Raw genomic sequence first — 26577 nt, 5'->3', positions numbered from 1 at the left:
TGCCCGTAGACAAACGTCAGTATACATAAAGTATATGCAGAAAGGACTTTAAAGTATGTTAACTAAAGAATTTGCACAACGCGTAGAACTAAGTGAGAAGCAAGTACGTAAAATTGTTCAACATTTAGAAGAACGTGGTTACCAACTAAGCAAGACTGAATATCGTGGTCGTGAAGCAACTGATTTCAAAGAAGAAGATATCGAGCTTTTCAAAGACATTGCCGACAAAGTAAAACAAACAAATAGTTATGATCTAGCGTTTGATGAATTAGAAAAAGAAAAAGACTTCCTGCAAGTCATTGTCAAAAACGATGACAAAAACTTACCTACTAATCAAAATGTCGCTCAATTAGTAGAAGATTTACGCCTAGAAATCCAGAAAATGCGCGAAGAACGTCACCTACTTGGTCAAATGATGAATCAAGTACATCAGCAACAACAAGAATTAAAAGAACTTCAAAATCAACTTACATCTAAAATCGATTCAAATAGCGAATCCTTAAAAGCTATCCAAACATCACAAGAGGCTATCCAAGAAGCACAAGCATCTCAAGCTAAAGTATTGGCTGAATCAACAAATAAAGTTGAAAAGAATGCTGTTACTGAAGATAAAGCTGACAGTAAAGATTCGAAGGTTGCTGGAGTGAATACGTCAACAGACGCTAAGACGGATACTAAAGCAGACAATGCAGGCGATGGCACTACTACTAAAGTAGATAAAGAGGATCAAATTTCTGCAACTGAAGCAATTGAAAAAGCCAGCGTTGAGCAGTCTAAAAATGGCAATGCAGCTGAGACTTCAAATAAAGAAGCTACAATAGATGCAGAAGCGCAACATGATGCTGAACAACAAGTAGCAGAAGCCCATGCAGAAGCTTCTAAACAAGCTACTTCGAACGATTCATCGGAAGCGAAAGCAGAAAATGACAGCACAGCTTCACAGTCAGAAATGTCAGAACCAAAACCTCAAGAAGAGAAAAAAGGTTTCTTCGCACGTTTATTCAACCTGTAAACTTGTGATTTGAACACAAATTTAATACTCAATTCATAAAACCTGAAACAAGCTGATATACTCCATTCAATATCTACTTTGAAGAGAGCATATCAAACTAATTTGTTTCAGGTTTTTCAATTATTCATTATGATTAATATTGAATTTTGAATAAATTTTTATAGTATGTTACTTTTAAATGGGATGGCTCCTGTGTATTCCTAAATAGATTCATCTTAATAAGCCCATTCAATTTAAATGTTTGGCTGTGTTAGTAAATGACGAATCACACAAGGGCACACTCATATTCACATTTACTACAAACGCCTTTTTTCTCAAACAAAAATATTTGTTTACGGTAGCTTTTGAACTACCACCTGCACACACGAACCCTCAAAAGATGCTAATTTTGATTCGACAGAATTTTTTACAACGTGTTTGTTCGAAGCGTCTTTTCAAGGTTGATCATTTATTATCTTTTTATTCAATAAATATGAGGTTAGCAATTTTTATCAAACCGTCATAGCCACATCTCGATTCAAGGATGCATTTGTTTTCTCATATCTTATCTCTTATGACAGTGCACGATATATATCTTTTCCAAATATTCATCACTTTTTTCCTGTTAAAATCATTTCTATTATTAACGCTGTAATGACAACTTATTTAATTTATTGCATTTAATGCCCTGCTTCATTTTCAAATATCAACTTTAATCGACTAGGTCATAACACTATTAACCCTTTTCACCTTTCTCTACTAAATTCAAAACGATTTGTTTACAAATTCCCTTATGCCAACGGTCGAATTTCATCATGTTTACATTTAATTGCAAATGCCCTCTTGAAATATTTTAAAATTAATATTATTCTTAGCATACCAGTCGGAATTATATTCAAAAATTTGAGGAGTGACGTTCATGAATGCTTTTCTTACACTGATTAATATTATCGTATTGGTGATTTTCATCGTAATATTGCACATGATGGCTCGCAAACATATATCTTTTGCGAAACGTGTGTTTACAGCTTTAGGTATCGGCATTGTATTTGGCGTGTTATTACATCTTGTCTATGGAACACATTCGAATGTTATTACATCAACAAGTGACTGGTTCAACATTGTCGGACAAGGTTACGTTGCATTGTTGCAAATGATTGTGATGCCTTTAATTTTCATTTCTATTGTCGCTGCATTCACTAAAATTCAAATCGGAGAAAAGTTTGCTAAAATTGGTAGTCTCATTTTTATCTTTTTAATTGGCACTGTCACCATTGCTGCAATTGTTGGTGTTGTGTATGCCTTGGTGTTTGGTTTAGATGCATCAACAATTAATCTTGGTAACGCTGAACAAGCACGTGGAAGCGAAATTGCTAAACAAGCGAAAGATTTAACAGCACATACGTTACCACAACAAATTTTGGAATTATTGCCTAAAAATCCATTCTTAGATTTCACTGGACAACGTGCAACTTCCACGATTGCTGTCGTGATATTTGCTTCGTTTATAGGATTTGCTTATTTACGCGTAGCACGCAAACAACCTGATCATGGTGAATTGCTTAAGAGTGCGATTGACGCTATCTATTCACTAGTAATGGCGATTGTGACGTTCGTCTTACGTTTAACGCCATACGGTGTATTAGCAATTATGGCCAACACGTTATCGACAAGTGACTTTGGTGCCATTTGGACTTTAGGAAAATTCTTAATCGCATCGTACGCTGCATTAATTACGATGTATATCATTCACTTAGTTATTTTAAGTCTGTTAGGTATTAGCCCAATTCGCTATGTTAAAAAGACTTTGGAAGTATTAATCTTTGCATTCACATCACGCTCAAGCGCGGGTGCCTTACCGCTAAATGTACAAACACAAACAAGACGTCTAGGCGTGCCGGAGGGTATTGCCAATTTCGCTGCAACATTTGGATTGTCGATTGGACAAAATGGTTGTGCAGGTATTTACCCTGCAATGCTTGCAATTATGGTCGCACCCGTCGCTAATGTAGAAATTGATTTACAATTTATTGTAACGTTAATCGCTGTCGTGATTATTAGTTCATTCGGCGTTGCTGGCGTCGGGGGCGGAGCTACATTTGCATCCATATTGGTGTTGTCAACGTTAAACTTGCCAGTCGCTTTAGCCGGCGTGCTCATCTCCGTTGAACCATTGATTGACATGGGTAGAACAGCATTAAACGTGAACGATTCAATGCTAGCTGGTACAGGTACCGCCAAGTTAACTAAACATTGGGATAAAGATACTTTCGATTCAAATGATAATGCTGCATTAACTTCACACTAATTCATTGCAAGAAATACCCGCCCCCTCTAGCTATACTTATCATTTTAAGCTAGAGGGGGCGGGTTATTTTGGTATCTTGCTATCGCTGTATTAAGCCTGATTTTTGCAATTGTTCTAACATATCTAATCTTGCTTTGTTTCCTAGGAACATCTCAATTTGCTGCGACCATGTTTCTTTGCGATTCCCGTTTGTACGTTGATTATAGTACTCGCTGATTGTCTGGTCGTAATCTGCCATTTGTGCATACTGTGTTTCCTTATCAGCATGATACTTATTATGATGGAAGACATGGTCAAATGGTAAGCGTGGCTTGGCTGCACCATTTTCGTCATCTGCGGGTTCCCCTACTGCCATACCAAATACCGGGAAGACATAGTCAGGTAAGTCTAAAATTTCTCGAACTCGTTCAACATCATTTCTTAATGATCCTAAAAAGACAATGCCATACCCCATATCTTCAGCAGTTACCGCAATATTTTCGGCAACTAATGCTGCATCGATTGCACCTACTAGCAAACCTTCCGTTGAACCATATGCATTTTCCATATCAGTTTCAGCATGTTGATCAACTAAATGATGACGATAATAATCAATAACAAAGACGAATAAATAGCCATTTTCTACAACATAAGGTTGTCCAGAAACTTCTCGTAAATTTTCTTTAATCTTCTCATCGTCGATACCAATAATTGAGTATGCTTGCAGGAAACTTGACGTCGAAGCGCTTTGTCCAGCTTCTACCAATTTCTTAACAACGTCTTCACTTAAAGGTTTATTCTTAAATTTTCTAACAGAATGATGCTTTTTCACAAGATTATATACATGTTCTGACACGTTACCCACTCCTCGATACTTTACAATTAATTTAAAATCTTCATATTGCAATTGTACACGTCCAAACTTTTTTATAGCAATTATTTGCTTATAAGTTAATAATTGAACTTTTTAAAATATTGTCTCATACTTTAAAAATCCAGTTTCTCACTCATTACCTTCATCCATCTCGAACAAATATTCTCACACCATTATCAATAAGGTTGACTTAGTTGAGAATACAAATCTTCTTTTTTTACATTTTTTACATTAAAATCAAGATATTAAATATAGACACAACCTTTTAAATCATCAACTACAAAATCCATTATCAAAGCACTTTATATTATCTTTCTTTATTTTAAAAGTAATCATTCACTTTACAAAGTTATCCAGTTGACTATTCTGGATCAAAATGTAATAATGCTAACTAAGAGATTAGAATTATTATAATTAAGCGCAATCAATTGATAGTTCTAATTCATACTTAAATTCTTAGGAGGAAGATATTTATGTCATTAATTAACAAAGAAATCTTACCATTTACAGCGCAAGCTTTCGATCCAAAAAAAGATCAATTTAAAGAAGTTACACAAGAAGATTTAAAAGGTTCTTGGAGCGTAGTATGCTTCTATCCTGCTGACTTCTCATTCGTTTGTCCAACTGAATTAGAAGACTTACAAAACCAATATGAAGAATTACAAAAATTAGGCGTAAATGTATTCTCAGTATCAACTGATACTCACTTCGTACACAAAGCATGGCATGACCATTCAGATGCAATTAGCAAAATCACTTACACTATGATTGGTGACCCATCACAAACAATCACTCGTAATTTTGATGTATTAGATGAAGCTACTGGTTTAGCTCAACGTGGTACATTCATTATCGACCCAGACGGTGTTGTACAAGCATCTGAAATTAACGCTGACGGAATTGGCCGTGACGCTAGTACATTAGCTCACAAAATCAAAGCAGCTCAATATGTTCGTAAAAACCCTGGCGAAGTATGCCCAGCTAAATGGGAAGAAGGCGCTAAAACATTGCAACCTGGTTTAGATTTAGTAGGTAAAATCTAAGGAGGCATTACAACCATGCTTAATGCTGATTTAAAACAACAACTTAAACAACTATTAGAACTAATGGAGGGCAACGTTGAATTCGTTGCCAGCCTTGGTTCAGATGATAAATCCAAAGAACTTAAAGATTTGTTGACAGAAATTACTGATATGTCACCTAGACTATCTCTTTCTGAAAAATCTTTAAAACGTACACCAAGTTTCTCAGTCAATCGTCCTGGCGAAGAAACAGGTGTAACATTTGCAGGTATTCCATTAGGTCACGAGTTTAACTCACTTGTTTTAGCAATTTTACAGGTTAGTGGTCGTGCACCTAAAGAAAAACAGTCAATCATTGACCAAATTAAAAAATTAGAAGGTTCATTCCATTTTGAAACATTCATTAGTTTAACGTGTCAAAAATGTCCTGATGTCGTTCAAGCACTTAACTTAATGAGTGTGATCAACCCTAACATCACGCATTCTATGATTGATGGTGCAGTGTTCCGTGAAGAATCTGAAAACATCATGGCAGTCCCTGCTGTCTTTTTAAATGGCGAAGAATTTGGCAATGGTCGTATGACAATCCAAGATATTCTTTCGAAACTAGGCAGTACGGCAGATGCATCTGAGTTTGAAAATAAAGAACCTTATGATGTCTTAATCGTTGGTGGTGGTCCTGCTAGTGGTAGTGCAGCGATTTACACAGCACGTAAAGGTTTACGTACTGGTATAGTTGCTGATCGTATCGGTGGCCAAGTTAATGATACTGCTGGTATTGAGAACTTCATTACTGTTAAAGAAACAACTGGTTCTGAATTTTCTTCTAACTTAGCAGCGCACATTGATCAATATGACATTGATGCAATGACAGGTATACGTGCTACAGATATCGAAAAGACTGACGAAGCAATTAAAGTTACGTTAGAAAACGGTGCTGTCTTAGAAAGTAAAACAGTCATTATTGCTACTGGTGCAGGTTGGCGTAAGCTAAACATTCCAGGTGAAGAGCAATTGATTAATAAAGGTGTTGCATTCTGCCCTCACTGTGACGGACCTCTATTTGAAAATAAAGACGTAGCAGTTATCGGTGGCGGTAACTCTGGGGTTGAAGCAGCAATTGACCTTGCTGGTATCGTTAATCATGTTACATTATTCGAATTCGCTAGCGAATTAAAAGCAGACAACGTGTTACAAGATCGTTTACGTTCTTTATCAAATGTTGATATCAAAACAAATGCCAAAACTACTGAAGTTGTCGGAGAAGACCATGTTACAGGTATACGTTACGAAGACATGAGCACCGGCGAAGAACATCTACTTAACTTAGATGGTATCTTTGTTCAAATTGGTTTACTTCCAAACACATCATGGTTAAACGATGCTGTTGAATTAAACGAACGTGGTGAAATTGTGATTGATCGTAACAATAATACGAATGTTCCTGGAATATTTGCTGCTGGCGATGTCACAGATCAGAAGAACAAACAAATTATCATTTCAATGGGCGCTGGTGCAAATGCAGCATTAAATGCCTTTGACTATATTATCAGAAACTAAAGTTTCATTCATTTCACTGACAGTATCTTACATTTGTTAAGATGCTGTTATTTTTTTATCCCGACATAAAATCATGTTATGATAAACTTAATATATACAACGAGATGTGCGATAATGCTTAAAGTATGTACCTCTCGCAAACAAATCAATATGAAAAATGATATTGAGAAAGAAAAGTATGTGAACGAAATTATTATGCTTTTACGTACGATACCTACGTCTAAATTAGTACAACCAATTATGCAGTTATTTATAGATAAAGCTATCCTTAACAACGTCCAAAATGATGCATTATTGATAGAAAAAGCAACTCATGCACGTAATCATTTACGTCTATGGTCATTGCAAGGTCATCGTGACATTCCAAACTAATTCAATGTTACTCTATTAAACATGAATACATATTTTTTCAATTAAAGATAAACTAAGGAGTTATATTACATTATGAAAAAGAGATTACTACTAAGTACATTTTTAGCATCGACATTAATTCTTACAGGTTGCGCGTCCGATCAATCTGATAACGAAGATCATCATACAAGTACTGGCATCCATGCACCTAAAAGCGCTAAAAAATTAGAAACAAAAGATATCTTTAACTCAGATAAGAAAAATAGTGATATTAGTGATGCAGAGATGAAGCAAGCTATAGAAAAGTATTTGTCTGTAAATAGCGATATACTTGATAACAAATATATTATGCAACATAAACTAGATAAACAAATTGACAGTCAAACAAAAGTGACTGAAAAACAAGCAGAAACACTTAGCCACTTATCTAACTTAGCTGTTAAAAACGATTTGCATTTCAAGAAATTTGTCACTGAAAACAATATTCCTAAAGAATATAAGAAACCCGTTGAATTAATGATGAATTACTTCAAAGCTTTAAATAGTACAATCGCCAATGTTGATGAAGATATTGAAAAGCTTAGCTATCAACCGCAAAATAAAATCAATGTTGTCGACGTGCCAACAAAATATGCCGGTGATGTTAATAAAAAGCAACAAGATAAAATTAAAGATTTCTTAAAATCTAAAGGTATCAAGAGTGATGTTATCGATAAATAACTGAAAGCCATCATTGCGAAATGTAACACATCATTACATGAGTTTTAATTCATGACAATTCTTTATCTTTAAAAGTGACTAATCAATTTAGCTAAAGTCATCATTTGGGCATCAAGCAGCATATTACTGTTTGATGCCTTTTTAATTGCCTTAAATTCTCTATCTATGCCAAAATTCCCATTAGTTGACGCATTTGACTATATACCTAACATATTCCATACTTATATTGACTCTATAAACAAAGGATGATCATGATGAAAGTTCGAATTACTTTTATTATTTTAGCAATTTTATCGACGATTGTTTGCTTGTTCTTAGCAGCAATGCATCCAACAGGACCAAACACAGTAACTTTTGAACAGCCATATTTATTCACCCTCAACATCATTATAATGGTATTAGTCGCATTACCTTCACTTGTTTTAGCTATATATGATTATATGAGTTTTAGAATTTCTTCTGCTATTTTACAATTTCTAGGGGCTATCTCTTGGTTCTTTTTATCATTGATGTTATCGCTCACACAATTTACACCTTTTACATTAGCGTCATTTATAACTTCAATTATTTTGTTCACAAGCACAATTATCACATTAGCCATTGGTGGTAAGTCTGTTGAAAAGAATGATTCCCCTTAAATTCCAAATGAAAAAAAGGTTCTGAAGGCCGCTATAAAACACAGTTTTTCAGAACCTCTATACTTCTATTCAATGATATATGGTTTGCAATTTTCTACCTTTAAATCCACAGCTTCTGCCCTTGAAACTTTGTTAAAATAAACCATCAAACAACGAATGACAACTTGATGTGCAACAATGACAATATCATCTTTTTGTGTATCTTCATTGACAACATGATTCATAAAATGTTCTACGCGTTGATATACATCTTCATAACTTTCTCCTTCAGGCGCTTTTTGTGAAAAACTATGACGAAAGTCTTTAAAGTTTGGATCATTGAAATATTTTTCATATTTCGGATTCGCACTGATTTCATCTTTATATTCACCCTCAAATACGCCAAGTGAACGTTCTCTTAATAGAGGGGTAGTCGTTGATGCAATGTCATATGGAAAAATATGTTCAAACGTTTGCTGTGTTCTTAATAAGTCTGAAACATATACATGTTTAATCTGTTTCTCTTTAAAATAATCACATAAATCGTCTGCACTTTTTGTGCCAGTATCCGTTAACGGCACATCTAATTGTCCACAAAAATAAGATCGAAAATGTTTATTATCATAATTCGATTTTGATTCGCCATGTCTAACTAAATAAATCGTCATAATATTACTCCTTACCTTATGTATTTCATATCTACCATAACACTTTGACTACTAATTCGATATCAATCTTAATATTCTATTCTAAAAAAAGAATTAATTCATATTTTAAATTAATGACTCTAAAAATAGTATTGTCTTTAATCAAGTGATGTGTTACTATATGGGTGTAGTTCTTAAATGACTACACAGTCTTTTATATTCATGAACATAATACTCCTGGATGGCGCAACCCAACGTCATCCTTTTTTTATTTGTCAAATACTCGCTTTTTTATTTCCAAAATTTCCTCATATTAATTTATTACTTTTTAATCCTATCTTATCTACATTTTCAAATATTATAATACATATTGACCATTTTCACGCAAATAAAAAAGATGACAACTGAATGCCATCTTTATTTCAATTTCCAATTGAATTTTTTTATTATTTACGCATAGCTCTTAAAATTAACGTTACGATTGCAATTAAGATAATTGAACCAATTAATGCTGGCAAGATGTAAATACTTCCTAATTCAGGACCCCATTGTCCGAATAGTTTGCCACCTACCCATGATCCAATAATACCTGCGATAATATTGCCTAAAATACCACCTGGGATATCTTTACCCATAATAGCACCAGCAGCCCATCCAATTAAGCCACCGACAATTAACATTCCAATAAATCCAAACATAATTTTCAGTCTCCTTTTTCTATTTATTTTGCGTTATTCTAAGTAGTACCCCTTATTTACAATTCTAAAACAAATTCAAATTATTTTTATCCAAATATTTTTAAAAGTAGTAATTGAATATCAATTTTATTCAATGTAGCTATCGTTATTTAAAGTCTCGGTACTGGCAATATCATATACATTTACATTATTTTTTCTGCCGAATTCATAGCTTGATTATTTTATGTTATAGGACTAGAATATACACATATTATTAGAGCATCTTTGAATTTTAAATCAAGAAGCGAGGTTAATGAACAATGAATATGCATATTTTATATAACTTACGAACTAAACATAATTTAGAAATTGACGAATTAGCACAGCAATTAAATGAGAAATATGGTACTAAATATGAAGCACATCAAATTTGGGAATGGGAGAATCATCACCATGAACCTAAATTTAAAGATGCCATGCATTTAGCTGACTTCTTTGATGCCCCATATGAAATGTTTTTAGAAAGTAAGGTTAAAGAATATCAGAAACATTTAGAAGAAGTCGATATTCGCATGGATAAATAGATGCAAATAAACCCTCACAACACGTTTGGCATATATCCTTTCAAATCTATACTGGATATATTACATTACGTTGTGAGGGTATTTTATTAATTAATATGAATTAAGACATTTTACAAGCGTTAATGCAACGAATCTTTTTAGTGATCTTGCTCACTCTTTAATACTTTACCGTTCTTAGCATCAACAGTAACTTCTTGTTTTTTATTACCTTTTTTCAAATCGATATTGTAAACAAGTTTGCCATCATCTTTTTCAAGTGACCATTCTTTAATATCACCATCAAATTCTTTTTGTCCTTCTTTAATGGCTTTTTTGTAATCTATAGCATCGCTATATTTAAAGTTATCATTTTCATTCATTGTATCTTCTTTTTCAGTCTTTTTGTTAATCACTTTTTTATTTTTATCAGCAACAAGTACTTCTGACTCTTCACCAGATTTTTGTTGCGTCACTTTATAAGCCCATTCACCATTAGAATTTTCAAATGAAATTCCTTTTAACTTTTGACCTTTGTAAGTTTCTTCAGCTTTTTTTACAGCATCTTCTGGGCTTGTTTTAACATCTTTTAATGCAATAACATCTTTTGTTGTATTAGTGTCTTGATTAGTATTTGATTCTGTTGATTTTGTTTCATCTTTTGGAGTATCATTGCCACATGCAGTAAGCACCACCGCTGACATTGATAACACTGCTAATGATTTTAATTTCATAATATCACTCTCTCTTCCTATTTTTGAAACTCATAACAAAAGCTTATATGCTATATAGATTGTATTACCCCTTGTTTTTAATTTTATTCATAATTATTACAAATATTTTTAAATTAATCGTCATGCGTTACTTTCGTTCGTACTACTTTTATAAATGAACCATGTAATATAAGCATGCTATTATCGACTCAGTTTGTCTAATGCTTTCTTTGGTACTTCTTCCTTTTCAACTTCTTCAAAAGTTTCTACGTGATGACCTTTATGTGTAATTTTCAAGTATCTATGCGGTTTAACATCAAATGTAGCAGTATACATTAATTGCGTCTCTTTCCCTTCTTTATTAAAAGCACTTTGACTATAACTTCGGAGTTGATCATCCATTCTAGTAGACACCTCTGTTGTTTTAACATAAGAAACATCTTCCTTTACTAATGGGTTAAATTGATCTGTTATACCATGAGAGTCTATTGTTTTTAAAATGAATAAAGCAGCATAAGCGCCAATGATAGTAAGTGCAAGATATGTTATTGTTTTTAAAATCGTTTTCAAAAGATCACCTCTGACAAAATATAAAATAGGATGCCTCTGAAAACAACTTACATAATTGTAATTAAAGTGTAAGTATTAGGAGAAAATGATGGTATTTGAATCTGAAAGATACGAATCATTTTTAAACTAAGTTATTTTATAGAGACTTTATTATGGAATTGAAAGAAGTTAATTTTAAGGTTGTCGAATGTAAAAACATATTGATTAACCATAAAAGAGAAATTATTTTTGTAGATTTCGGCATAAAAGTCATTAAAGAATTTTCTATATGATGGTGCTAATCATAACAAAGAAAGCTAGGCACCTATAGATACCTAACTTTCAAAGTATTAGCGATAAAACACTATATATACTAATTTAACTTAATTTCAAACTTGTTCAATGTCATTAACACTTTTCACAAGTTTGAAAGTTACATTTTTTATATCGGCTGTATTAATTTTTACATTTTCCCTATCTTTTTGTAGCTCTTTATGCGACTCTAATGTATATTTACCGCCATCTTTTGTATTTATGACGATGTTACCTTTAGGCAAATGTTCTCCCATATATAAGCCATAAGAAATATGAGCAAATCTTATGATATGATCCAATTCTTTTAAAGTGACAACTTCTTTATTAAGGGTAATGTTCCTCTTAGGTGTATACACTCTATCAGCAACTCTGTATGTTCCTTCTAAATGTATACGAACTTGATTTTCATTTAAAGGTCTCTCTGAATAAACCCAATTCCTAGATTTATTAGATTTTCCATTTATTGTACCCTTGCTGTATCTATCGTACAGTTTTTTAACCAAAGCTTTTTCTGAATTATTTGGTACTTCTTCAACTTTTTGGAATTGTTTATCTTGTACACTTGGGGAATTTTGTGTTGACGCGTCTGCATTTGGATATATTCCAAATGTTCCCCCATAGATGATACCTAGCGATAGAATAGATTTTAATACGATTGAATTTTTTGAGTCATATTTTTTGAACATATTTAATTACCTCCTTGATGTAAAGCTTTTATTTGCTACAATTATAAAAATAATAGACGTGTTCATGAATTAAATTCATCTTAACTCTTGATTAACTTTAATTTTCTATCACTTTGTCTTTAATAACTATAAATCGTCTACACATAATTGGACAAAATCTATGCGAATAGAATTTGTTAATTTAAAATAGTAAGCAATTCAAAGTTATATGTGTAATAGATAAAATAGATATCCCTATAGTGATGCGTTACTAGCTAAACGTAATAACACTTTAGAAGATAATGAAGATAAGGAGTTACTGGATTGTTTCGACTATGTAATTAAGTATAAAAATATCCAACGACAAAACGTAATTATAAAATGGTAAAAGCTATGGTACAGTTTCAAATTGCTAATGGCATGCGTATCGGTGAGCTACTTGCAATAAAGAGAGAAAATATAAACTATGAAGATAAAACGCTAGATATCGACGGTAAAGTTAATTGGGAAACTGAAAAAAGACGGAAGCATTCGGAGTAAAAGAGACAACTAGAACAAGTAACAGCTATAGGGCTATAGGCCTCACTATCCATAGCATCGACTTACTAAGAACACTTATGCTTGTAATGATAAGTTTATTAATATAGGGTACATATTCACAAATGCAGCTGGTGGCCCTATCGACTCGAACAAAATTAGCAACATTATTAAAGGGGGGCGCTGATATTAGTTCTATTAAGAAACCTATAACAACGCATACATTACATCATTCGCATATATCTACACTTGCTCAATTAGGTATTAACTTAAAAGCAATGCAAGAGCATGTAGGTCATTCAGATTATAAAAAAATCTAGAGATATACACACATGTTACTAATCAGATGGCGAAAGATATGATGAATAAATTTGAACGATTGGGGAGTTAAAATTGGAAAAAGATGATACACTAGCAGAAATTAAGCCTATGCTCAATTTTGATGAGCAAATAGCGAAATTAAAACAGATGAATATATTTTTTAATATTATTGACACCGAAAAAGCAAATGAAATTCTTAGAAAAAATAATTACTTCTTCAAACTAGCTTATTTCCGAAAAAATTTCGAAAAAAAGAATGGCGGCTATTTCATAGAATTTGCTTATTTATCAGATTTAGCAACTATAGATATGAAATTAAGATACACAATGTTGCATTTAACTTTAGATATTGAACATAGTTTAAAGTGTCTAGTCTTAAAACTAATAACAGAAAATAACCAAGAAGATGGTTATAAAATAATAGATGAGTTCTTATGTATTGATAAATCATATAGCAATTCAAATTTTGACACAAATTCAAGAACACCAGAAGAAGTTATGGAAACCAAAATCAAAAATAAAAACGAAATATTCAAGCATATGAATAAACGAGGACAACTACCCGAGAAGTTGAATAAATACTATCAAAATCCACCCGCATGGGTTTGCATTGAATTCATGCAACTAGGTCAATTCGTTTCGTTTCTCAACTTCTATTACAAGAAGTACAATGACGAAGAATTGAGAGTTGCTAATATTTTAATGCCTTTAGTTAAAAATATAAGAAACAAATCAGCTCATAACCAACCCATCATAGCAAATCTAAATTATGACAGTAGATCACCTCAATATTTATTTGAAAAAGGGAATAATATAGGCATATCTAGAAACATGTTCGGAATAAAAAATTTCATAGATACTTTCGCTACGCTAGAATTACATAATCAAGTTTGTAGTAATGCAATTATCCAAGCAAGATATCACGATTTGGACCAACTTCAAAAGCGATATAAAAGAAACGAAAGCTATTATAATAATGCATTAGCTATCAAAAGATTTTTTATAGCTTTAGATAAAATTATTGACTTCAACAGACCAAAAGTATAAACTATCTAGTGAGGAAAGAGACTTATAGGTCTCGCGAGTTATTTTAATTCGTATGCAAGAAAAAGAAGAGCTATGCATTTTATTTAAAATGCGTAGTTCTTTTTTTATGCATCTAAATTCATATTATTTTTGCAATATAAACATATCTTTGTGCAAATTCCGAACACAAAACATTCACATCATCCTTTTTTGCCCTTTTTCTATACCCCAAAACACAAAAAGCCCCGTAAGCCTATGCCTACGGGGTTTGACAATAAATTATATATTATTGTTCTTCTTTAACATATGGTAATAATGCCATATGACGAGAACGTTTGATAGCTGTAGTCAACATACGTTGATATTTAGCTGAAGTACCAGTTACACGACGTGGTAAAATTTTACCGCGTTCTGAGATAAAACGTTTTAATAATTCAGTGTCTTTGTAGTCGATATGTGTAATACCATTTGCTGTGAAATAGCATACTTTTTTACGACGACGTCCGCCTCTTCTTGGTCCACCTGCCATGATTGTGTGCCTCCTTTGATAATTTTTTCGCTTTAATTTCGTTAATTTTTATTAGAATGGTAAGTCATCATCACTTATATCAATCGGTCCGTTTGCATTTGCAAATGGATTATCAGATTGTTTCGTGTTTGATGAATTATTGTACGAATTGTTTTGTCCTGATTGTTGACCACCGAATCCTTGACCGTAATCTTGGAATTCATTTTGTTGACGTTGGCCACCATTTTGTTGCGCATTTTTAGGTTCAAGGAATTGAACACTATCACACACAACTTCAGTAACAAACACACGACGACCTTCTTGATTTTCATAATTACGGGATTGTAAGCGACCATCTACACCAGCTAAACTACCTTTAGATAAATAGTTATTTACATTATCTGCTTGTCTTCTAAAAACAACACAGTTAATAAAATCTGCTTCGCGCTCCCCTTGAGCATTCGTGAACGTACGATTTACTGCAAGAGTGAATGTCGCTACACTCACACCTGAGGGAGTGGTTCTGTATTCCGGATCTTTCGTTAAACGACCTACTAATACAACTCTATTTAGCATTTAAACGCCCCCTCTAATTATTACTTGTCTTCGTCTTCACGAATAACCATGTAACGAATGATATCGTCACTGATTTTAGCTAGACGTTGGAATTCGTCAGTAGCTTTGTTGTTATCAGATTTAACACGTACGATGTTGTAGAAGCCATCTTTGAAATCATTGATTTCATAAGCTAGGCGACGTTTACCCCAGTCTTTTGCTTCTAAAACTTCTGCACCTTCAGTAGCTAAGATGCCGTTGAAACGTTCAACTAACGCTTTTTTAGCATCTTCCTCAATGTTTGGGCGTACGATGTACATAACTTCATATGTTCTCATTTTATATTTGCACCTCCTTGTGGTCTATACGGCTTATCAATCTTAAAACAGATAAGCAAGGAATAATTTTCATTACTCACAATAAAGAATTATATCATGCGCCATTACTTTTTACAATAATAATTCAAACTACTCTTCATATCATTTTTGACATTAATTCATTTGAAATTTTCTATGATATTTTTAAAAATACACTTCACAAAAGCGAACACGTGTTCTATAATAGTTGTGAGGTGGTAAGGAATGAATTTAAATATTGATTGGTCTAAAGATTTTCAAGAATTCCAAGAGATACTTAATAGTGGCATTCATCCTGAATGGCTTTATTGTGCAAAGGCTAATCTTGTTTTAGAGCCTGCTTATACTGGCGAAGGCAAACAATTTTTCAGCACTCAAGATATTATTAACGCGAGTAAAATTATTCCATTCTTTTAATAAATTATACGCATAATTAAAAGAGGCGAACAATTGATTCCGCCTCTTCTCCATATATACTATTTAATTAACTTCACTCTATCGTTTATACATTAAATCTGAAATGAACGATATCACCATCTTGCATAATATATTCTTTACCTTCTAATCGTTGTCTGCCCGCTTCTTTAGCGCCACTTTCGCCACCATATTGTACATAGTCGTCATAACTTGTTACTTCGGCACGGATAAATCCACGTTCAAAATCAGTATGAATGATACCAGCACATTGAGGTGCAGTCATACCTTGTTTAAATGTCCAAGCACGTACTTCTTGCACACCAGCAGTAAAATATGTTGATAATCCTAATAATTCATAAGTTGTTCTAATTAATCGATCTAATCCTGGTTCTTCGATACCTAAATCTTCTAAGAACATTTCTTTATCTTCATCATCTAATGTAGCAATTTCTTCTTCAATTTTTGCACTAATAACAATCACTTCAGAGTCTTCTTGCGCTGCATATTCACGAATCGCTTTTACTTTATCATTATCATCATCACCAATTTCATCTTCACCAACATTAGCGATATAAAGCATTTTTTTAGAAGTCAGTAATTGCGCTTGATTCACCCATTTTTGATCTTCTTCATTAAAGTCAATACTACGAGCGGGTTTACCATTTTCTAAAGCTTCTTTAATAGTTGTTAAAATACGTACTTCCATTTCAGCAGTCTTATCTTTTTGACGTGCTAATTTTTCAATTCTAGGCAAACGTTTCTCAACAGATTCTAAGTCCGCTAGTACTAATTCCATATTAATAACTTCAATATCATCAATAGGGTCTACTCGACCAGCAACATGAGTTACGTTATCATCATCAAATGCACGAACGACCTGACAAATCGCATCTACTTCTCTAATATGTGATAAGAATTTATTACCTAACCCTTCTCCCTTTGAAGCACCTTTCACAATACCAGCGATATCTGTAAATTCAAATGTAGTCGGCAATGTCTTTTTAGGTTGAACCATTTCTTCTAATTTAAGTAATCTAGCATCTGGCACTTCTACTATCCCTACATTAGGATCAATCGTAGCGAATGGATAGTTCGCTGCTAAAGCACCTGCTTTTGTTATTGCATTAAATAATGTTGATTTACCAACGTTTGGCAATCCAACGATACCTGCTGTTAAAGCCATTAATCATTCTCCTATCTTTGTGTATCATCATGAGATTCGATGATTTTTTTAAGTTTTTTATCAAACGTTTGACGTGGAATCATAATACTTCTTTGACAATTTTCACATTTAATTCTTATGTCTGTACCCATTCTAATAATCTTAAAACGGTTTGTTCCACACGCATGTTGTTTTTTCATTTCTACTATATCATTTATTCCATATTTTGACGCCATTAAATATGACCTCCATGTATTATAAACTACTAAACACCGTTTTCACTATGATTATAAGCAGTCATAATTGGTTGAGGTGTTTTAATACCTTCTTGTAAAAACATTTTTTGTACTTCTTTGCGAATAATTCGAGCTCCAGCAAATCCTTCACCTGGAATTGTTTCTGCAGATATTCTCAATATTACTCTTGTATCTTCAATAGCATCAATACCAATAACAACCGGATCACTAACAAATAAGTAATATTTACTACGTAAAGAAGTAAATAGTTTGTTTAGTTTTTTATCAACATTATCAATGTTTTCTTCGACAGACACTGGAATTTTAACGATAGCTGTACCATTTGTAATTGAGTAGTTCGTTATTTCACCCATACTACTATTTGGTAAAATTGTTAATTCTCCTGAAATTGTATTGATTCGTGTTGAACGAAGTCCTATTGATTTAACCGTTCCCTCTGCCACAGTCGTACCACCATTGTTTATTTTAACATAATCACCTACATCAAATTGACTTTCAAATATAATGAAAAATCCAGTAATAACGTCTTTAACAATGGTTTGAGCACCAAAACCTACTGCTAAACCTACGACACCAGCACTTGCAATAACACCTTCAACACTAATGCCAAATTTACTTAAAATCGTCGTAATAACTATAAACCAAACGATATACTTCACTACATTTTGAACAAGAGATATTAAAGTTTTAGAGCGCTTTTTGTTACTCTTTTTACTCTTATTTTGAATCTTAAATCCCTGTTCAATCATTTTATTCAGTATTTTAATAACTATGAGGGCTACGATAATATAAATAACAATCATAGCGATTTTAGTTGCAATGTTTTCATATGTTTCTATTTTTGTTAATGGCTCAAATAGAGATGAAATAATATTCATGACTTGATTCATGATAAGCGTTACTCCCTTCTATATGATATATCAATATTGTATTCATATTTTTATATACTTCCAACCTACGAAAGTCTCAATATATCTAGAATCAAATGTTCACTGATTACAATTTATTTACACTTGCACAAAGAGTTATTATATAAAATTGTGTAACTATTTACCATACCTACGATTTAATTGTTCAATTATTCTTAGAAAATCTTCTTGTGAATCAAACTCAAATGAGATTTTACCAACCGATTTTTTTATTGATATATCTACTTTGGTACCATACTGTTCTCGCAACTGTCGTTCTTGTTGCTTTATAAATTTAGGCTTAGTTATATCTACTTTGTCTGTTTCCGACTTTGACGAAACATTTTTTAATTCATTAACATGGTTTTCTAAATATCTAACACTCCACTTTTCTTTAACAACCCGTTTCGCTAACCTAAGCATTTGTTGTTCATCTTTAATTGCCAATAACGTTCGTCCATGTGCACTTGTCAGTCGCCCATCTTTTACCATGTCAGCAATCTTTTTCGGCAAATGTAATAACCTCAACATATTCGCTATATACGGGCGCGACTTACTCAATCGCTTCGCTACTTCTTGTTGTGTAATTTTCAAATCTGTCATCAAACGTTGATAACTTTCAGCTTCTTCAATCGCATTTAAGTCTTCTCGTTGTAAATTTTCGATGACCGCCAGTTCCATCATATCTTCATCTGTTAAATCTTTGATAATCGCTGATACGTATTTTAGACCAGCAATTTTCGAAGCTCTAAACCTTCTTTCACCAACTACAATGTAATAACCTTGAACTGTTTTTCTAAGCACAATTGGTTGCAAAATTCCATATTGCTTAATTGAATCTGCCAAATCATTTAAATGATTTTCATCGAAAGTTTTTCGGGGCTGATACGGATTCGGTTTGATATCCGATATATCTATTTGCTTAATTTGTTCATCTTTTGTTTTAGTAATACGTTGATCTTCACTTTTTGACAATTCACTCACATCACTTTTTATTTGATAACAACAGTTAAATATATTTTATGTATTCTAAATGAGTCAGACAACCATTAACCACACTTTATTTAAAAAATAATTCATTTTTCAACTTCAAGATACCAATTACAATTTCACAAACAAATTAACTTTTAAATCAAAATTTTCTGAATAATTGTTGACAAATCTTTTTTTACTCTGTAAGCTAATTAATATCTTATAACAGTTTAATGAAACGTAAACACAATAAAGAGGAAAGTAAAACACACCCTGCTTATACAGAGAGTCTTTAGTAGCTGAGAGAAGATTTTGAAAGCGTGTTTGAAAATGGCCTTGGAGTGTTGATGCCAATATGAGGTGTCTACGGGTTCGCCCGTTATAGCGATACAGTATTAACATTGATGTTAAATGGCGTACTGGATTCTTTACGCACGATTTTTTGTTAATAAGTATGGGATAGCACATTACTATATCCTTACTTACTGACTTTAATTGTGATAATTGTTCAGTAAGCATATTTACTTTTAATGCGTACTGAATAAGGTTATTTCAGCGATGGAATAACAAATAAAGGTGGTACCGCGAAACATAAGCTTTCGTCCTTTTTATCCGATTCATTCGGGTACGAAGGACGGAAGCTTTTTTTATTTTTTCTTATAGGAGGGTCTTAATATGAAGGATACACAGTTAGCCCAAATCACATTAACCGATGATTCAACCGGTGCTATAGCGAATCCAATCCATTTATCTACTGCCTACAAGCATCCAAAACTAGGACAATCGACAGGTTTTGATTATACACGTACTAAAAATCCTACACGCTCAACATTTGAAACCTGTTTTGCCAAACTCGAACATGGTATTGCATCATTCGCTACATCAAGTGGAATGTCAGCCATTCAATTAATATGTAATTTATTTAAACCACACGATGAAATTTTAGTTTCATTCGATTTATACGGCGGCACATTTAGATTATTTGAATTTTATGAGCAACAATACAATATCAAATTTAAGTACGTTGATTTTACAGATTATGAACAAGTTGAAAAAGAAATCACTGATAAAACAGTTGCATTATTCATTGAACCAATATCTAACCCACAAATGATTGCTATTGATGTAAAGCCATACTATCAACTTTGTAAAGCTAAAGGCTTATTGTCAATTATCGACAATACTTTTTTAACACCTTATCTTTCAACACCACTAGCAGAAGGTGCTGATATAGTCTTACATTCAGCCACGAAATATATTGGCGGACATAACGATGTACTAGCAGGTGTCGTAACCGTCAAAGATGAATCACTCGCGCAACAGTTGTTTGATTTTCACAACATGACTGGCGCAACACTTTCACCAATAGATAGTTATTTGTTGTTACGTGGACTTAAAACTTTGCATTTACGCATTGAGCGTGCGCAATCAAACGCTAGAAAACTTGCTAAAAAATGTCAGTCACTTCAAGCAATTGACGAAGTACTATATAGCGGGCAAACTGGCATGCTTAGTTTAAGACTTAACAAGGCCTATAGCGTCGCTAAATTATTAGAAAATTTAGACATTTGCATTTTTGCAGAAAGTTTAGGAGGTACTGAAACATTAGTGACCTTCCCTTACACCCAAACACATGTTGATATGCCAGATGCTGAAAAAGATAAACGTGGCATTGATGAGTATTTAATCCGCTTATCACTAGGTGTTGAAAATTATGAAGACATCGAACGCGATATCATCCAAGCATTAGATAAAGCTCAGATTGGAGAGATTGTATGACACTTTCAAAAGAGACAGAAGTGATATTCGATTGGCGTAGAGGTGTGGAATATCATTCAGCTAACCCACCACTCTATGATTCTTCAACATTCCATCAAACAAGTCTTGGTGGCGATGTTAAATATGATTATGCACGAAGTGGCAACCCTAACCGTGAACTTTTAGAAGAGAAGTTAGCACGATTAGAACAGGGAAAATTCGCTTTTGCTTTTGCATCAGGTATTGCTGCTATTTCAGCAGTACTTTTGACTTTCAAATCTGGTGATCATGTCATCTTACCCGATGATGTATATGGCGGTACTTTTCGCCTCACTGAGCAAATTTTGAATCGATTTAATATTGAATTTACAACCGTAGATACTACCAAGCTCGAACAAATCGAGGGTGCCATTCAATCAAACACAAAATTAATTTATATCGAAACACCATCGAATCCCTGTTTTAAAATTACTGATATCAAAGCTGTTTCTAAAATAGCCGAAAAGCATGAACTACTGGTAGCTGTGGACAATACATTTATGACACCGTTAGGTCAATCACCTTTATTACTTGGCGCTGATATTGTCATTCATAGTGCTACAAAATTTTTAAGTGGACATAGCGATTTAATTGCTGGTGCTGTCATAACTAATAATGAGGCAATTAGTGACGCTCTTTATTTAATACAAAATGGTACAGGCAATATGTTATCTGCTCAGGATAGCTGGACACTTGCTAAACATTTAAAAACTTTTCCAATCAGATTTAAACAATCTGTCGAAAACGCTCAAAAAATCGTGTCATTTTTAATAAAGCAAGATGAAATTTCAGAAGTTTATTATCCGGGACTCACTACTGCTCATTTAGAACAAGCTAAAAATGGCGGTGCCGTTATTGGCTTTCGTTTAGCTGATGAGTCTAAAGCACAACAATTTGTCGATGCACTGACATTACCACTCGTTTCAGTGAGTCTGGGCGGTGTTGAAACGATCCTTTCACATCCAGCAACAATGTCTCACGCTGCACTACCTGAAGAAGTGAGACAAGAACGTGGTATCACTTTCGGTCTATTCCGATTAAGTGTTGGTCTCGAAGATCCTGATGAACTCATTGCAGACATCAAATACGCATTAAAGGAGGCATTCAATGAGTCAATTCCTCACACAATTGAAAGATAATGTTTTAGTAGCTGATGGCGCTATTGGAACCATTTTATACTCTGAAGGATTAGACACCTGTCCAGAAGCATATAATCTTAGCCATCCAGATAAAGTTGAACGTATCCATCGTTCATATATCGAAGCTGGTGCTGATGTCATTCAAACCAATACTTATGGTGCAAATTTTGAAAAGTTAAAACGATTCGGTCTTGAAGATAAAGTTAAAGCTATACATCAAGCCGCCGTACGCATTGCAAAAAAAGCAGCAAATAAAGATACGTATATATTAGGCACAGTTGGTGGGTTTAGAGGTATCAAACAAGAGGATATCAGCTTACAAACTATTCTTTATCATACTGAAATTCAAATAGACACCTTAATTGAAGAAGGCGTTGACGCGCTACTTTTCGAAACGTATTACGACCTAGAAGAGTTAACAAATGTCATTTCACGAACGAGAAAGAAATACGACATTCCAATCATTGCTCAATTAACCGCTTCAAACACAAATTACTTAGTTAATGGTCAGGCAATCAATGAAGGATTAAAACAACTCGTTCAATGTGGTGCCAACATCGTGGGACTCAATTGTCATCATGGCCCGCACCATATGCAAGAGTCTTTCACACATATTGAATTACCAGAGCACGCATACTTATCTTGCTATCCAAATGCCAGCTTATTAGATATTGAAAATAGTGAATTTAAGTATAGTGACAATGCACAATATTTCGGCCAAGTTGCTCAAAATTTAATTCACGAAGGTGTTCGTTTAATTGGTGGTTGCTGTGGTACAACGCCAGAGCACATCAAATTTATTAAAGAATCTATTCAGACACTTAAACCTGTTAATGACAAAAAAGTGATTCCGATACCAACGAAAGCACTTTTCAATCCATCTCAAAATAAAGTTAGACAATCATTAACATCTAAGGTTCAAGAACGTCCAACCGTTATTATCGAATTGGATACACCGAAACATTTAGACACGGATAGATTTTTTGAAAATATCGCTAAACTTGACAAAGCTAATGTAGATGCGGTAACACTCGCAGATAATTCATTGGCAACTGTCAGAATTAGCAACATTGCTGCTGCAAGCTTAATTAAACAATATTACAATATTGAACCACTCGTACATATTACATGTCGAGACCGAAACTTAATCGGCTTGCAGTCCCATTTACTTGGATTATCGCTCATTGGCGTTAACGAAATATTAGCCATAACTGGTGATCCTTCAAAAGTTGGTCACTTACCAGGTGCAACCAATGTCTATGATGTTAATTCTAAAGGATTAACTGAACTCGCTCTAAGATTTAATCAAGGTATTAACACTGACGGTGATGCGCTGAAGAAACGTACACACTTCAACATCGCTGGCGCCTTTAATCCTAATGTTCGAAAATTAGATGGTGCCGTCAAAAGATTAGAGAAAAAGATAGAAAGCGGAATGTCTTATTTTATAACACAACCCGTGTACAGCAAAGAGAAAATCATTGAAATTTACCATGCCACTAAGCACTTGAACAAACCATTTTTCATAGGCATTATGCCTATCGCAAGTTACAAAAACGCACTCTTTTTGCATAATGAAGTGCCAGGAATCAAGATGTCAGATGAAATTTTACAACAATTTGAAGCAGTTAAAGATGATAACGCCAAAACACGAGAGCTAAGTCTTAAGCTTTCAAAGGATTTAATCGATACTGTTCATGAATATTTTAATGGTTTATACATTATCACACCGTTTCAAAATGTCGAAGATTCATTAGAACTTGCAGCATACTCAAAATCTATTACTGCTCACAAGGAGGCAATATTATGACAACAATTAAAACATCAAACTTAGGATTCCCAAGATTAGGTAGAAAAAGAGAATGGAAAAAAGCCATCGAAAGTTATTGGGCAAAGAAGATTTCTAAGGAAGAATTAGATCAAACATTAACTGATCTACATAAAGAAAATTTATTATTACAAAAGTACTATCACTTAGATAGCATCCCTGTTGGTGATTTCTCTTTATATGACCATATATTAGATACGTCATTATTATTCAACATCATCCCTGAACGTTTCCAAGGAAGAACTATTGATGATGATTTATTATTTGATATTGCTCGCGGTAATAAAGACCATGTTGCAAGTGCACTTATAAAATGGTTTAACACTAACTATCATTACATCGTACCTGAATGGGACAATGTTGAGCCTAAAGTGAGTCGCAACGTATTATTAGATCGCTTTAAATATGCCCAATCTTTAAACGTTAACGCTCACCCTGTCATTGTTGGTCCGATTACTTTTGTTAAATTATCAAAAGGCGGTCACCAAACTTTTGAAGAAAAAGTTAAAACGTTATTACCACTTTATAAAGAAGTGTTTGAATCATTAATTGATGCAGGTGCTGAGTACATTCAAGTTGATGAGCCAATCTTAGTTACAGACGACAGCGAAAGCTATGAAAATATTACACGTGAAGCTTATGACTATTTCGAAAAAGCTGGTGTTGCTAAAAAATTAGTCATTCAAACATACTTTGAACGTGCACATCTTAAATTCTTAAGTTCTTTACCTGTTGGTGGTTTAGGTTTAGACTTTGTCCATGATAATGGCTATAACCTTAAACAAATTGAAGCTGGAGATTTTGATAAATCAAAAACATTATACGCTGGAATTATTGATGGTCGTAATGTGTGGGCAAGTGACATTGAAGCTAAAAAAGTCTTAATCGATAAATTGTTAGCACACACTAATGAACTTGTCATTCAACCATCATCTTCATTATTACATGTTCCAGTATCTTTAGATGATGAAACATTAGATACAAGTGTTGGCGAAGGCTTAAGCTTTGCAACTGAAAAATTAGACGAATTAGATGCATTGCGTCGCCTATTTAATCAAAACGATAGTGTTAAATATGATAAATTAAAAGCACGTTATGAGCGTTTCCAAAATCAATCATTCAAAAACTTAGATTATGATTTCGAAAGCGTGCGTACTTCAAGACAATCACCATTCGCGCAACGTATTGAACAACAACAAAAACGTTTGAACTTACCGGATTTACCAACAACAACTATTGGATCATTCCCACAAAGCCGAGAAGTTCGAAAATACCGTGCAGATTGGAAGAACAAACGCATTACAGACGAAGCATATGAAACATTCTTAAAAAATGAAATTGCTCGATGGATTAAAATTCAAGAAGACATCGGCTTAGATGTATTAGTTCACGGTGAATTTGAACGTAATGACATGGTTGAATTCTTCGGAGAAAAATTACAAGGTTTCTTAGTAACTAAATTCGGTTGGGTGCAATCATATGGTTCACGCGCCGTAAAACCACCAATCATTTATGGTGATGTAAAATGGACAGCGCCTTTAACTGTTGATGAAACAGTTTATGCACAAAGCTTAACAGATAAACCAGTTAAAGGTATGTTAACTGGACCTGTAACAATTCTAAACTGGTCATTTGAACGTGTTGATTTACCACGTAAAGTCGTTCAAGATCAAATTGCTTTAGCAATCAACGAAGAAGTATTAGCACTTGAAGCTGCAGGAATCAAAGTTATCCAAGTTGACGAACCTGCATTACGTGAAGGCTTACCATTACGCTCTGAATATCACGAACAATATCTTAAAGATGCTGTTTTATCATTTAAACTTGCAACGTCTTCAGTTCGTGATGAAACTCAAATCCATACACATATGTGTTATTCTCAATTCGGTCAAATCATTCATGCTATTCATGACTTAGATGCTGATGTTATTTCAATTGAAACATCTCGTAGCCATGGTGATTTAATTAAAGACTTTGAAGATATTAATTATGATTTAGGTATTGGTCTAGGTGTATATGATATTCATAGTCCACGTATTCCAACAAAAGAAGAAATTACTACAGCAATCAATCGTTCACTACAACAAATCGACCGCTCATTATTCTGGGTAAACCCTGACTGTGGTTTGAAAACGCGAAAAGAAGAAGAAGTTAAAGATGCATTGACTGTGCTTGTGAATGCTGTTAAAGCTAAACGCCAAGAATAATCGCAGCATTTATCATATAATAAACTAAAAACGGGTGAT

28 protein-coding genes, 2 pseudogenes and 1 other annotated feature are annotated in these 26577 nt (G+C 33.5%); of the genes and pseudogenes, 16 read left to right on the top strand and 14 right to left on the bottom strand.

Translation table 11 applies throughout. From position 1 onward, the window contains the following. Window positions 1-55: 55 nt before the first annotated feature. Complete coding sequence (locus IDG63_RS05355; RefSeq protein ID WP_000956136.1) at window positions 56-1012, top strand: prolipoprotein diacylglyceryl transferase; 957 nt, start codon at window positions 56-58, stop codon at window positions 1010-1012. A 715-nt stretch (window positions 1013-1727) separates the two neighbouring features. Here the strand turns inward: IDG63_RS05355 and IDG63_RS05350 are convergent. Further along, the gene (locus IDG63_RS05350) at window positions 1728-1826 is read right to left on the bottom strand and encodes a hypothetical protein (RefSeq protein ID WP_001792089.1); all 99 of its coding nucleotides are present in this window, start codon (window positions 1824-1826) and stop codon (window positions 1728-1730) included. 84 nt (window positions 1827-1910) lie between these two features. Between IDG63_RS05350 and IDG63_RS05345 the strand changes: the two genes are divergently transcribed. Then, a complete protein-coding gene (locus IDG63_RS05345) occupies window positions 1911-3299 on the top strand; it encodes an L-cystine transporter (protein WP_000991020.1) in 1389 nt (462 codons plus the stop codon). A 79-nt stretch (window positions 3300-3378) separates the two neighbouring features. Here the strand turns inward: IDG63_RS05345 and nfsA are convergent, their stop codons facing one another. Beyond that, window positions 3379-4134, bottom strand: coding sequence for an oxygen-insensitive NADPH nitroreductase (gene nfsA / locus IDG63_RS05340; protein ID WP_001289312.1), 756 nt, complete (start codon window positions 4132-4134; stop codon window positions 3379-3381). Between the two features lie 491 nt (window positions 4135-4625). Between nfsA and ahpC the strand changes: the two genes are divergently transcribed. The 5 genes and pseudogenes from ahpC to IDG63_RS05315 all read left to right on the top strand — a co-directional run bounded on the left by ahpC (window position 4626) and on the right by IDG63_RS05315 (window position 8443). Further along, window positions 4626-5195: an alkyl hydroperoxide reductase subunit C gene (ahpC, locus tag IDG63_RS05335; protein ID WP_000052781.1), complete on the top strand. Its 570-nt coding sequence runs from the start codon at window positions 4626-4628 to the stop codon at window positions 5193-5195. Between the two features lie 15 nt (window positions 5196-5210). Further along, a complete protein-coding gene (ahpF, locus tag IDG63_RS05330; protein ID WP_000930487.1) occupies window positions 5211-6734 on the top strand; it encodes an alkyl hydroperoxide reductase subunit F in 1524 nt (507 codons plus the stop codon). A 135-nt stretch (window positions 6735-6869) separates the two neighbouring features. Continuing rightward, a pseudogene (locus IDG63_RS05325) lies at window positions 6870-7106 on the top strand (hypothetical protein); the annotation flags it as partial. A 72-nt stretch (window positions 7107-7178) separates the two neighbouring features. Then, a complete protein-coding gene (locus tag IDG63_RS05320; protein WP_000746687.1) occupies window positions 7179-7805 on the top strand; it encodes an NDxxF motif lipoprotein in 627 nt (208 codons plus the stop codon). 254 nt (window positions 7806-8059) lie between these two features. Further along, entirely contained in the window at window positions 8060-8443 is a 384-nt protein-coding gene (locus IDG63_RS05315; RefSeq protein WP_000868251.1) for a hypothetical protein, read from the top strand. A gap of 65 nt (window positions 8444-8508) precedes the next feature. On the opposite strand, the gene IDG63_RS05310 is transcribed toward IDG63_RS05315, so the two are convergent. Beyond that, on the bottom strand, window positions 8509-9090 hold the full coding sequence (locus tag IDG63_RS05310; protein WP_000158374.1) for a histidine phosphatase family protein: 582 nt from the start codon (window positions 9088-9090) through the stop codon (window positions 8509-8511). 177 nt (window positions 9091-9267) lie between these two features. Here IDG63_RS05310 and IDG63_RS05305 point away from each other — a divergent pair, with 177 nt between their 5' ends. Then, entirely contained in the window at window positions 9268-9477 is a 210-nt protein-coding gene (locus IDG63_RS05305) for a hypothetical protein (RefSeq protein WP_000211676.1), read from the top strand. 38 nt (window positions 9478-9515) lie between these two features. Here the strand turns inward: IDG63_RS05305 and IDG63_RS05300 are convergent, their stop codons facing one another. After that, a complete protein-coding gene (locus IDG63_RS05300) occupies window positions 9516-9767 on the bottom strand; it encodes a GlsB/YeaQ/YmgE family stress response membrane protein (protein ID WP_000466748.1) in 252 nt (83 codons plus the stop codon). A gap of 299 nt (window positions 9768-10066) precedes the next feature. On the opposite strand from IDG63_RS05300, the gene IDG63_RS05295 reads away from it, so the two are divergent. Beyond that, on the top strand, window positions 10067-10330 hold the full coding sequence (locus IDG63_RS05295; protein WP_001055897.1) for a helix-turn-helix domain-containing protein: 264 nt from the start codon (window positions 10067-10069) through the stop codon (window positions 10328-10330). A gap of 137 nt (window positions 10331-10467) precedes the next feature. Here the strand turns inward: IDG63_RS05295 and IDG63_RS05290 are convergent, their stop codons facing one another. From IDG63_RS05290 to selX, 3 genes are all read right to left on the bottom strand, one after another. Beyond that, window positions 10468-11040, bottom strand: coding sequence for a PepSY domain-containing protein (locus IDG63_RS05290; protein ID WP_000769720.1), 573 nt, complete (start codon window positions 11038-11040; stop codon window positions 10468-10470). Between the two features lie 180 nt (window positions 11041-11220). Continuing rightward, on the bottom strand, window positions 11221-11589 hold the full coding sequence (locus IDG63_RS05285) for a YxeA family protein (RefSeq protein ID WP_000849169.1): 369 nt from the start codon (window positions 11587-11589) through the stop codon (window positions 11221-11223). A 368-nt stretch (window positions 11590-11957) separates the two neighbouring features. After that, window positions 11958-12569, bottom strand: a complete 612-nt coding sequence (gene selX, locus IDG63_RS05280) for an enterotoxin-like toxin X (protein ID WP_000475328.1) — start codon at window positions 12567-12569, stop codon at window positions 11958-11960. 206 nt (window positions 12570-12775) lie between these two features. On the opposite strand from selX, the pseudogene IDG63_RS05275 reads away from it, so the two are divergent. Both IDG63_RS05275 and IDG63_RS05270 read left to right on the top strand, forming a co-directional pair. Further along, a pseudogene (locus tag IDG63_RS05275) lies at window positions 12776-13476 on the top strand (tyrosine-type recombinase/integrase); the annotation flags it as partial. Between the two features lie 38 nt (window positions 13477-13514). Then, window positions 13515-14453: an Abi family protein gene (locus IDG63_RS05270; protein ID WP_001817700.1), complete on the top strand. Its 939-nt coding sequence runs from the start codon at window positions 13515-13517 to the stop codon at window positions 14451-14453. Between the two features lie 265 nt (window positions 14454-14718). On the opposite strand, the gene rpsR is transcribed toward IDG63_RS05270, so the two are convergent. The 3 genes from rpsR to rpsF are packed head-to-tail and all read right to left on the bottom strand — an operon-like array spanning window position 14719 to window position 15833. Next, on the bottom strand, window positions 14719-14961 hold the full coding sequence (rpsR, locus tag IDG63_RS05265; protein WP_000897044.1) for a 30S ribosomal protein S18: 243 nt from the start codon (window positions 14959-14961) through the stop codon (window positions 14719-14721). Between the two features lie 51 nt (window positions 14962-15012). Then, the gene (gene ssb / locus IDG63_RS05260; protein ID WP_000934799.1) at window positions 15013-15516 is read right to left on the bottom strand and encodes a single-stranded DNA-binding protein; all 504 of its coding nucleotides are present in this window, start codon (window positions 15514-15516) and stop codon (window positions 15013-15015) included. 20 nt (window positions 15517-15536) lie between these two features. Next, window positions 15537-15833 carry a 30S ribosomal protein S6 gene (gene rpsF / locus IDG63_RS05255; RefSeq protein ID WP_001261460.1) on the bottom strand — a complete coding sequence of 99 codons (297 nt, stop codon included), beginning with the start codon at window positions 15831-15833 and terminating at the stop codon, window positions 15537-15539. Between the two features lie 243 nt (window positions 15834-16076). Here rpsF and IDG63_RS05250 point away from each other — a divergent pair, with 243 nt between their 5' ends. After that, a complete protein-coding gene (locus IDG63_RS05250; RefSeq protein WP_001052483.1) occupies window positions 16077-16268 on the top strand; it encodes a hypothetical protein in 192 nt (63 codons plus the stop codon). A gap of 85 nt (window positions 16269-16353) precedes the next feature. On the opposite strand, the gene ychF is transcribed toward IDG63_RS05250, so the two are convergent. From ychF to IDG63_RS05230, 4 genes are all read right to left on the bottom strand, one after another. Further along, complete coding sequence (ychF, locus tag IDG63_RS05245) at window positions 16354-17451, bottom strand: redox-regulated ATPase YchF (RefSeq protein ID WP_001218732.1); 1098 nt, start codon at window positions 17449-17451, stop codon at window positions 16354-16356. A gap of 11 nt (window positions 17452-17462) precedes the next feature. Beyond that, window positions 17463-17666, bottom strand: a complete 204-nt coding sequence (locus IDG63_RS05240; protein ID WP_000157349.1) for a DUF951 domain-containing protein — start codon at window positions 17664-17666, stop codon at window positions 17463-17465. 29 nt (window positions 17667-17695) lie between these two features. Next, window positions 17696-18577: a mechanosensitive ion channel family protein gene (locus tag IDG63_RS05235; RefSeq protein ID WP_001077602.1), complete on the bottom strand. Its 882-nt coding sequence runs from the start codon at window positions 18575-18577 to the stop codon at window positions 17696-17698. A gap of 156 nt (window positions 18578-18733) precedes the next feature. Beyond that, window positions 18734-19579 (bottom strand): ParB/RepB/Spo0J family partition protein, encoded by an 846-nt coding sequence (locus IDG63_RS05230; RefSeq protein WP_001566903.1) that lies wholly within the window; start codon window positions 19577-19579, stop codon window positions 18734-18736. Window positions 19580-19807: 228 nt separating this feature from the next. Beyond that, window positions 19808-20177, top strand: a binding site (T-box leader). Between the two features lie 65 nt (window positions 20178-20242). Here IDG63_RS05230 and IDG63_RS05225 point away from each other — a divergent pair. From IDG63_RS05225 to metE, 4 genes are read left to right on the top strand one after another with little or no spacing between them, the layout of a single operon-like run. Next, window positions 20243-21346: an aminotransferase class I/II-fold pyridoxal phosphate-dependent enzyme gene (locus IDG63_RS05225; protein ID WP_000655703.1), complete on the top strand. Its 1104-nt coding sequence runs from the start codon at window positions 20243-20245 to the stop codon at window positions 21344-21346. Then, window positions 21343-22503, top strand: a complete 1161-nt coding sequence (gene metC / locus IDG63_RS05220) for a cystathionine beta-lyase MetC (RefSeq protein WP_000175846.1) — start codon at window positions 21343-21345, stop codon at window positions 22501-22503. Before IDG63_RS05225 ends, metC begins: the two co-directional genes overlap by 4 nt. Then, complete coding sequence (locus IDG63_RS05215; protein ID WP_000077320.1) at window positions 22472-24313, top strand: bifunctional homocysteine S-methyltransferase/methylenetetrahydrofolate reductase; 1842 nt, start codon at window positions 22472-22474, stop codon at window positions 24311-24313. The genes metC and IDG63_RS05215 overlap by 32 nt, the downstream gene beginning before the upstream one ends. After that, on the top strand, window positions 24310-26538 hold the full coding sequence (gene metE / locus IDG63_RS05210) for a 5-methyltetrahydropteroyltriglutamate--homocysteine S-methyltransferase (RefSeq protein WP_000207619.1): 2229 nt from the start codon (window positions 24310-24312) through the stop codon (window positions 26536-26538). Before IDG63_RS05215 ends, metE begins: the two co-directional genes overlap by 4 nt. Window positions 26539-26577 lie beyond the last annotated feature (39 nt).

It is taken from the genome of Staphylococcus sp. EG-SA-14 (assembly GCF_017151935.1).
Taxonomy (GTDB): domain Bacteria; phylum Bacillota; class Bacilli; order Staphylococcales; family Staphylococcaceae; genus Staphylococcus; species Staphylococcus aureus.
The sequence above is the reverse complement of the archived record's forward strand: the minus strand, read 5'-3'. Positions and strand labels throughout refer to the sequence as shown.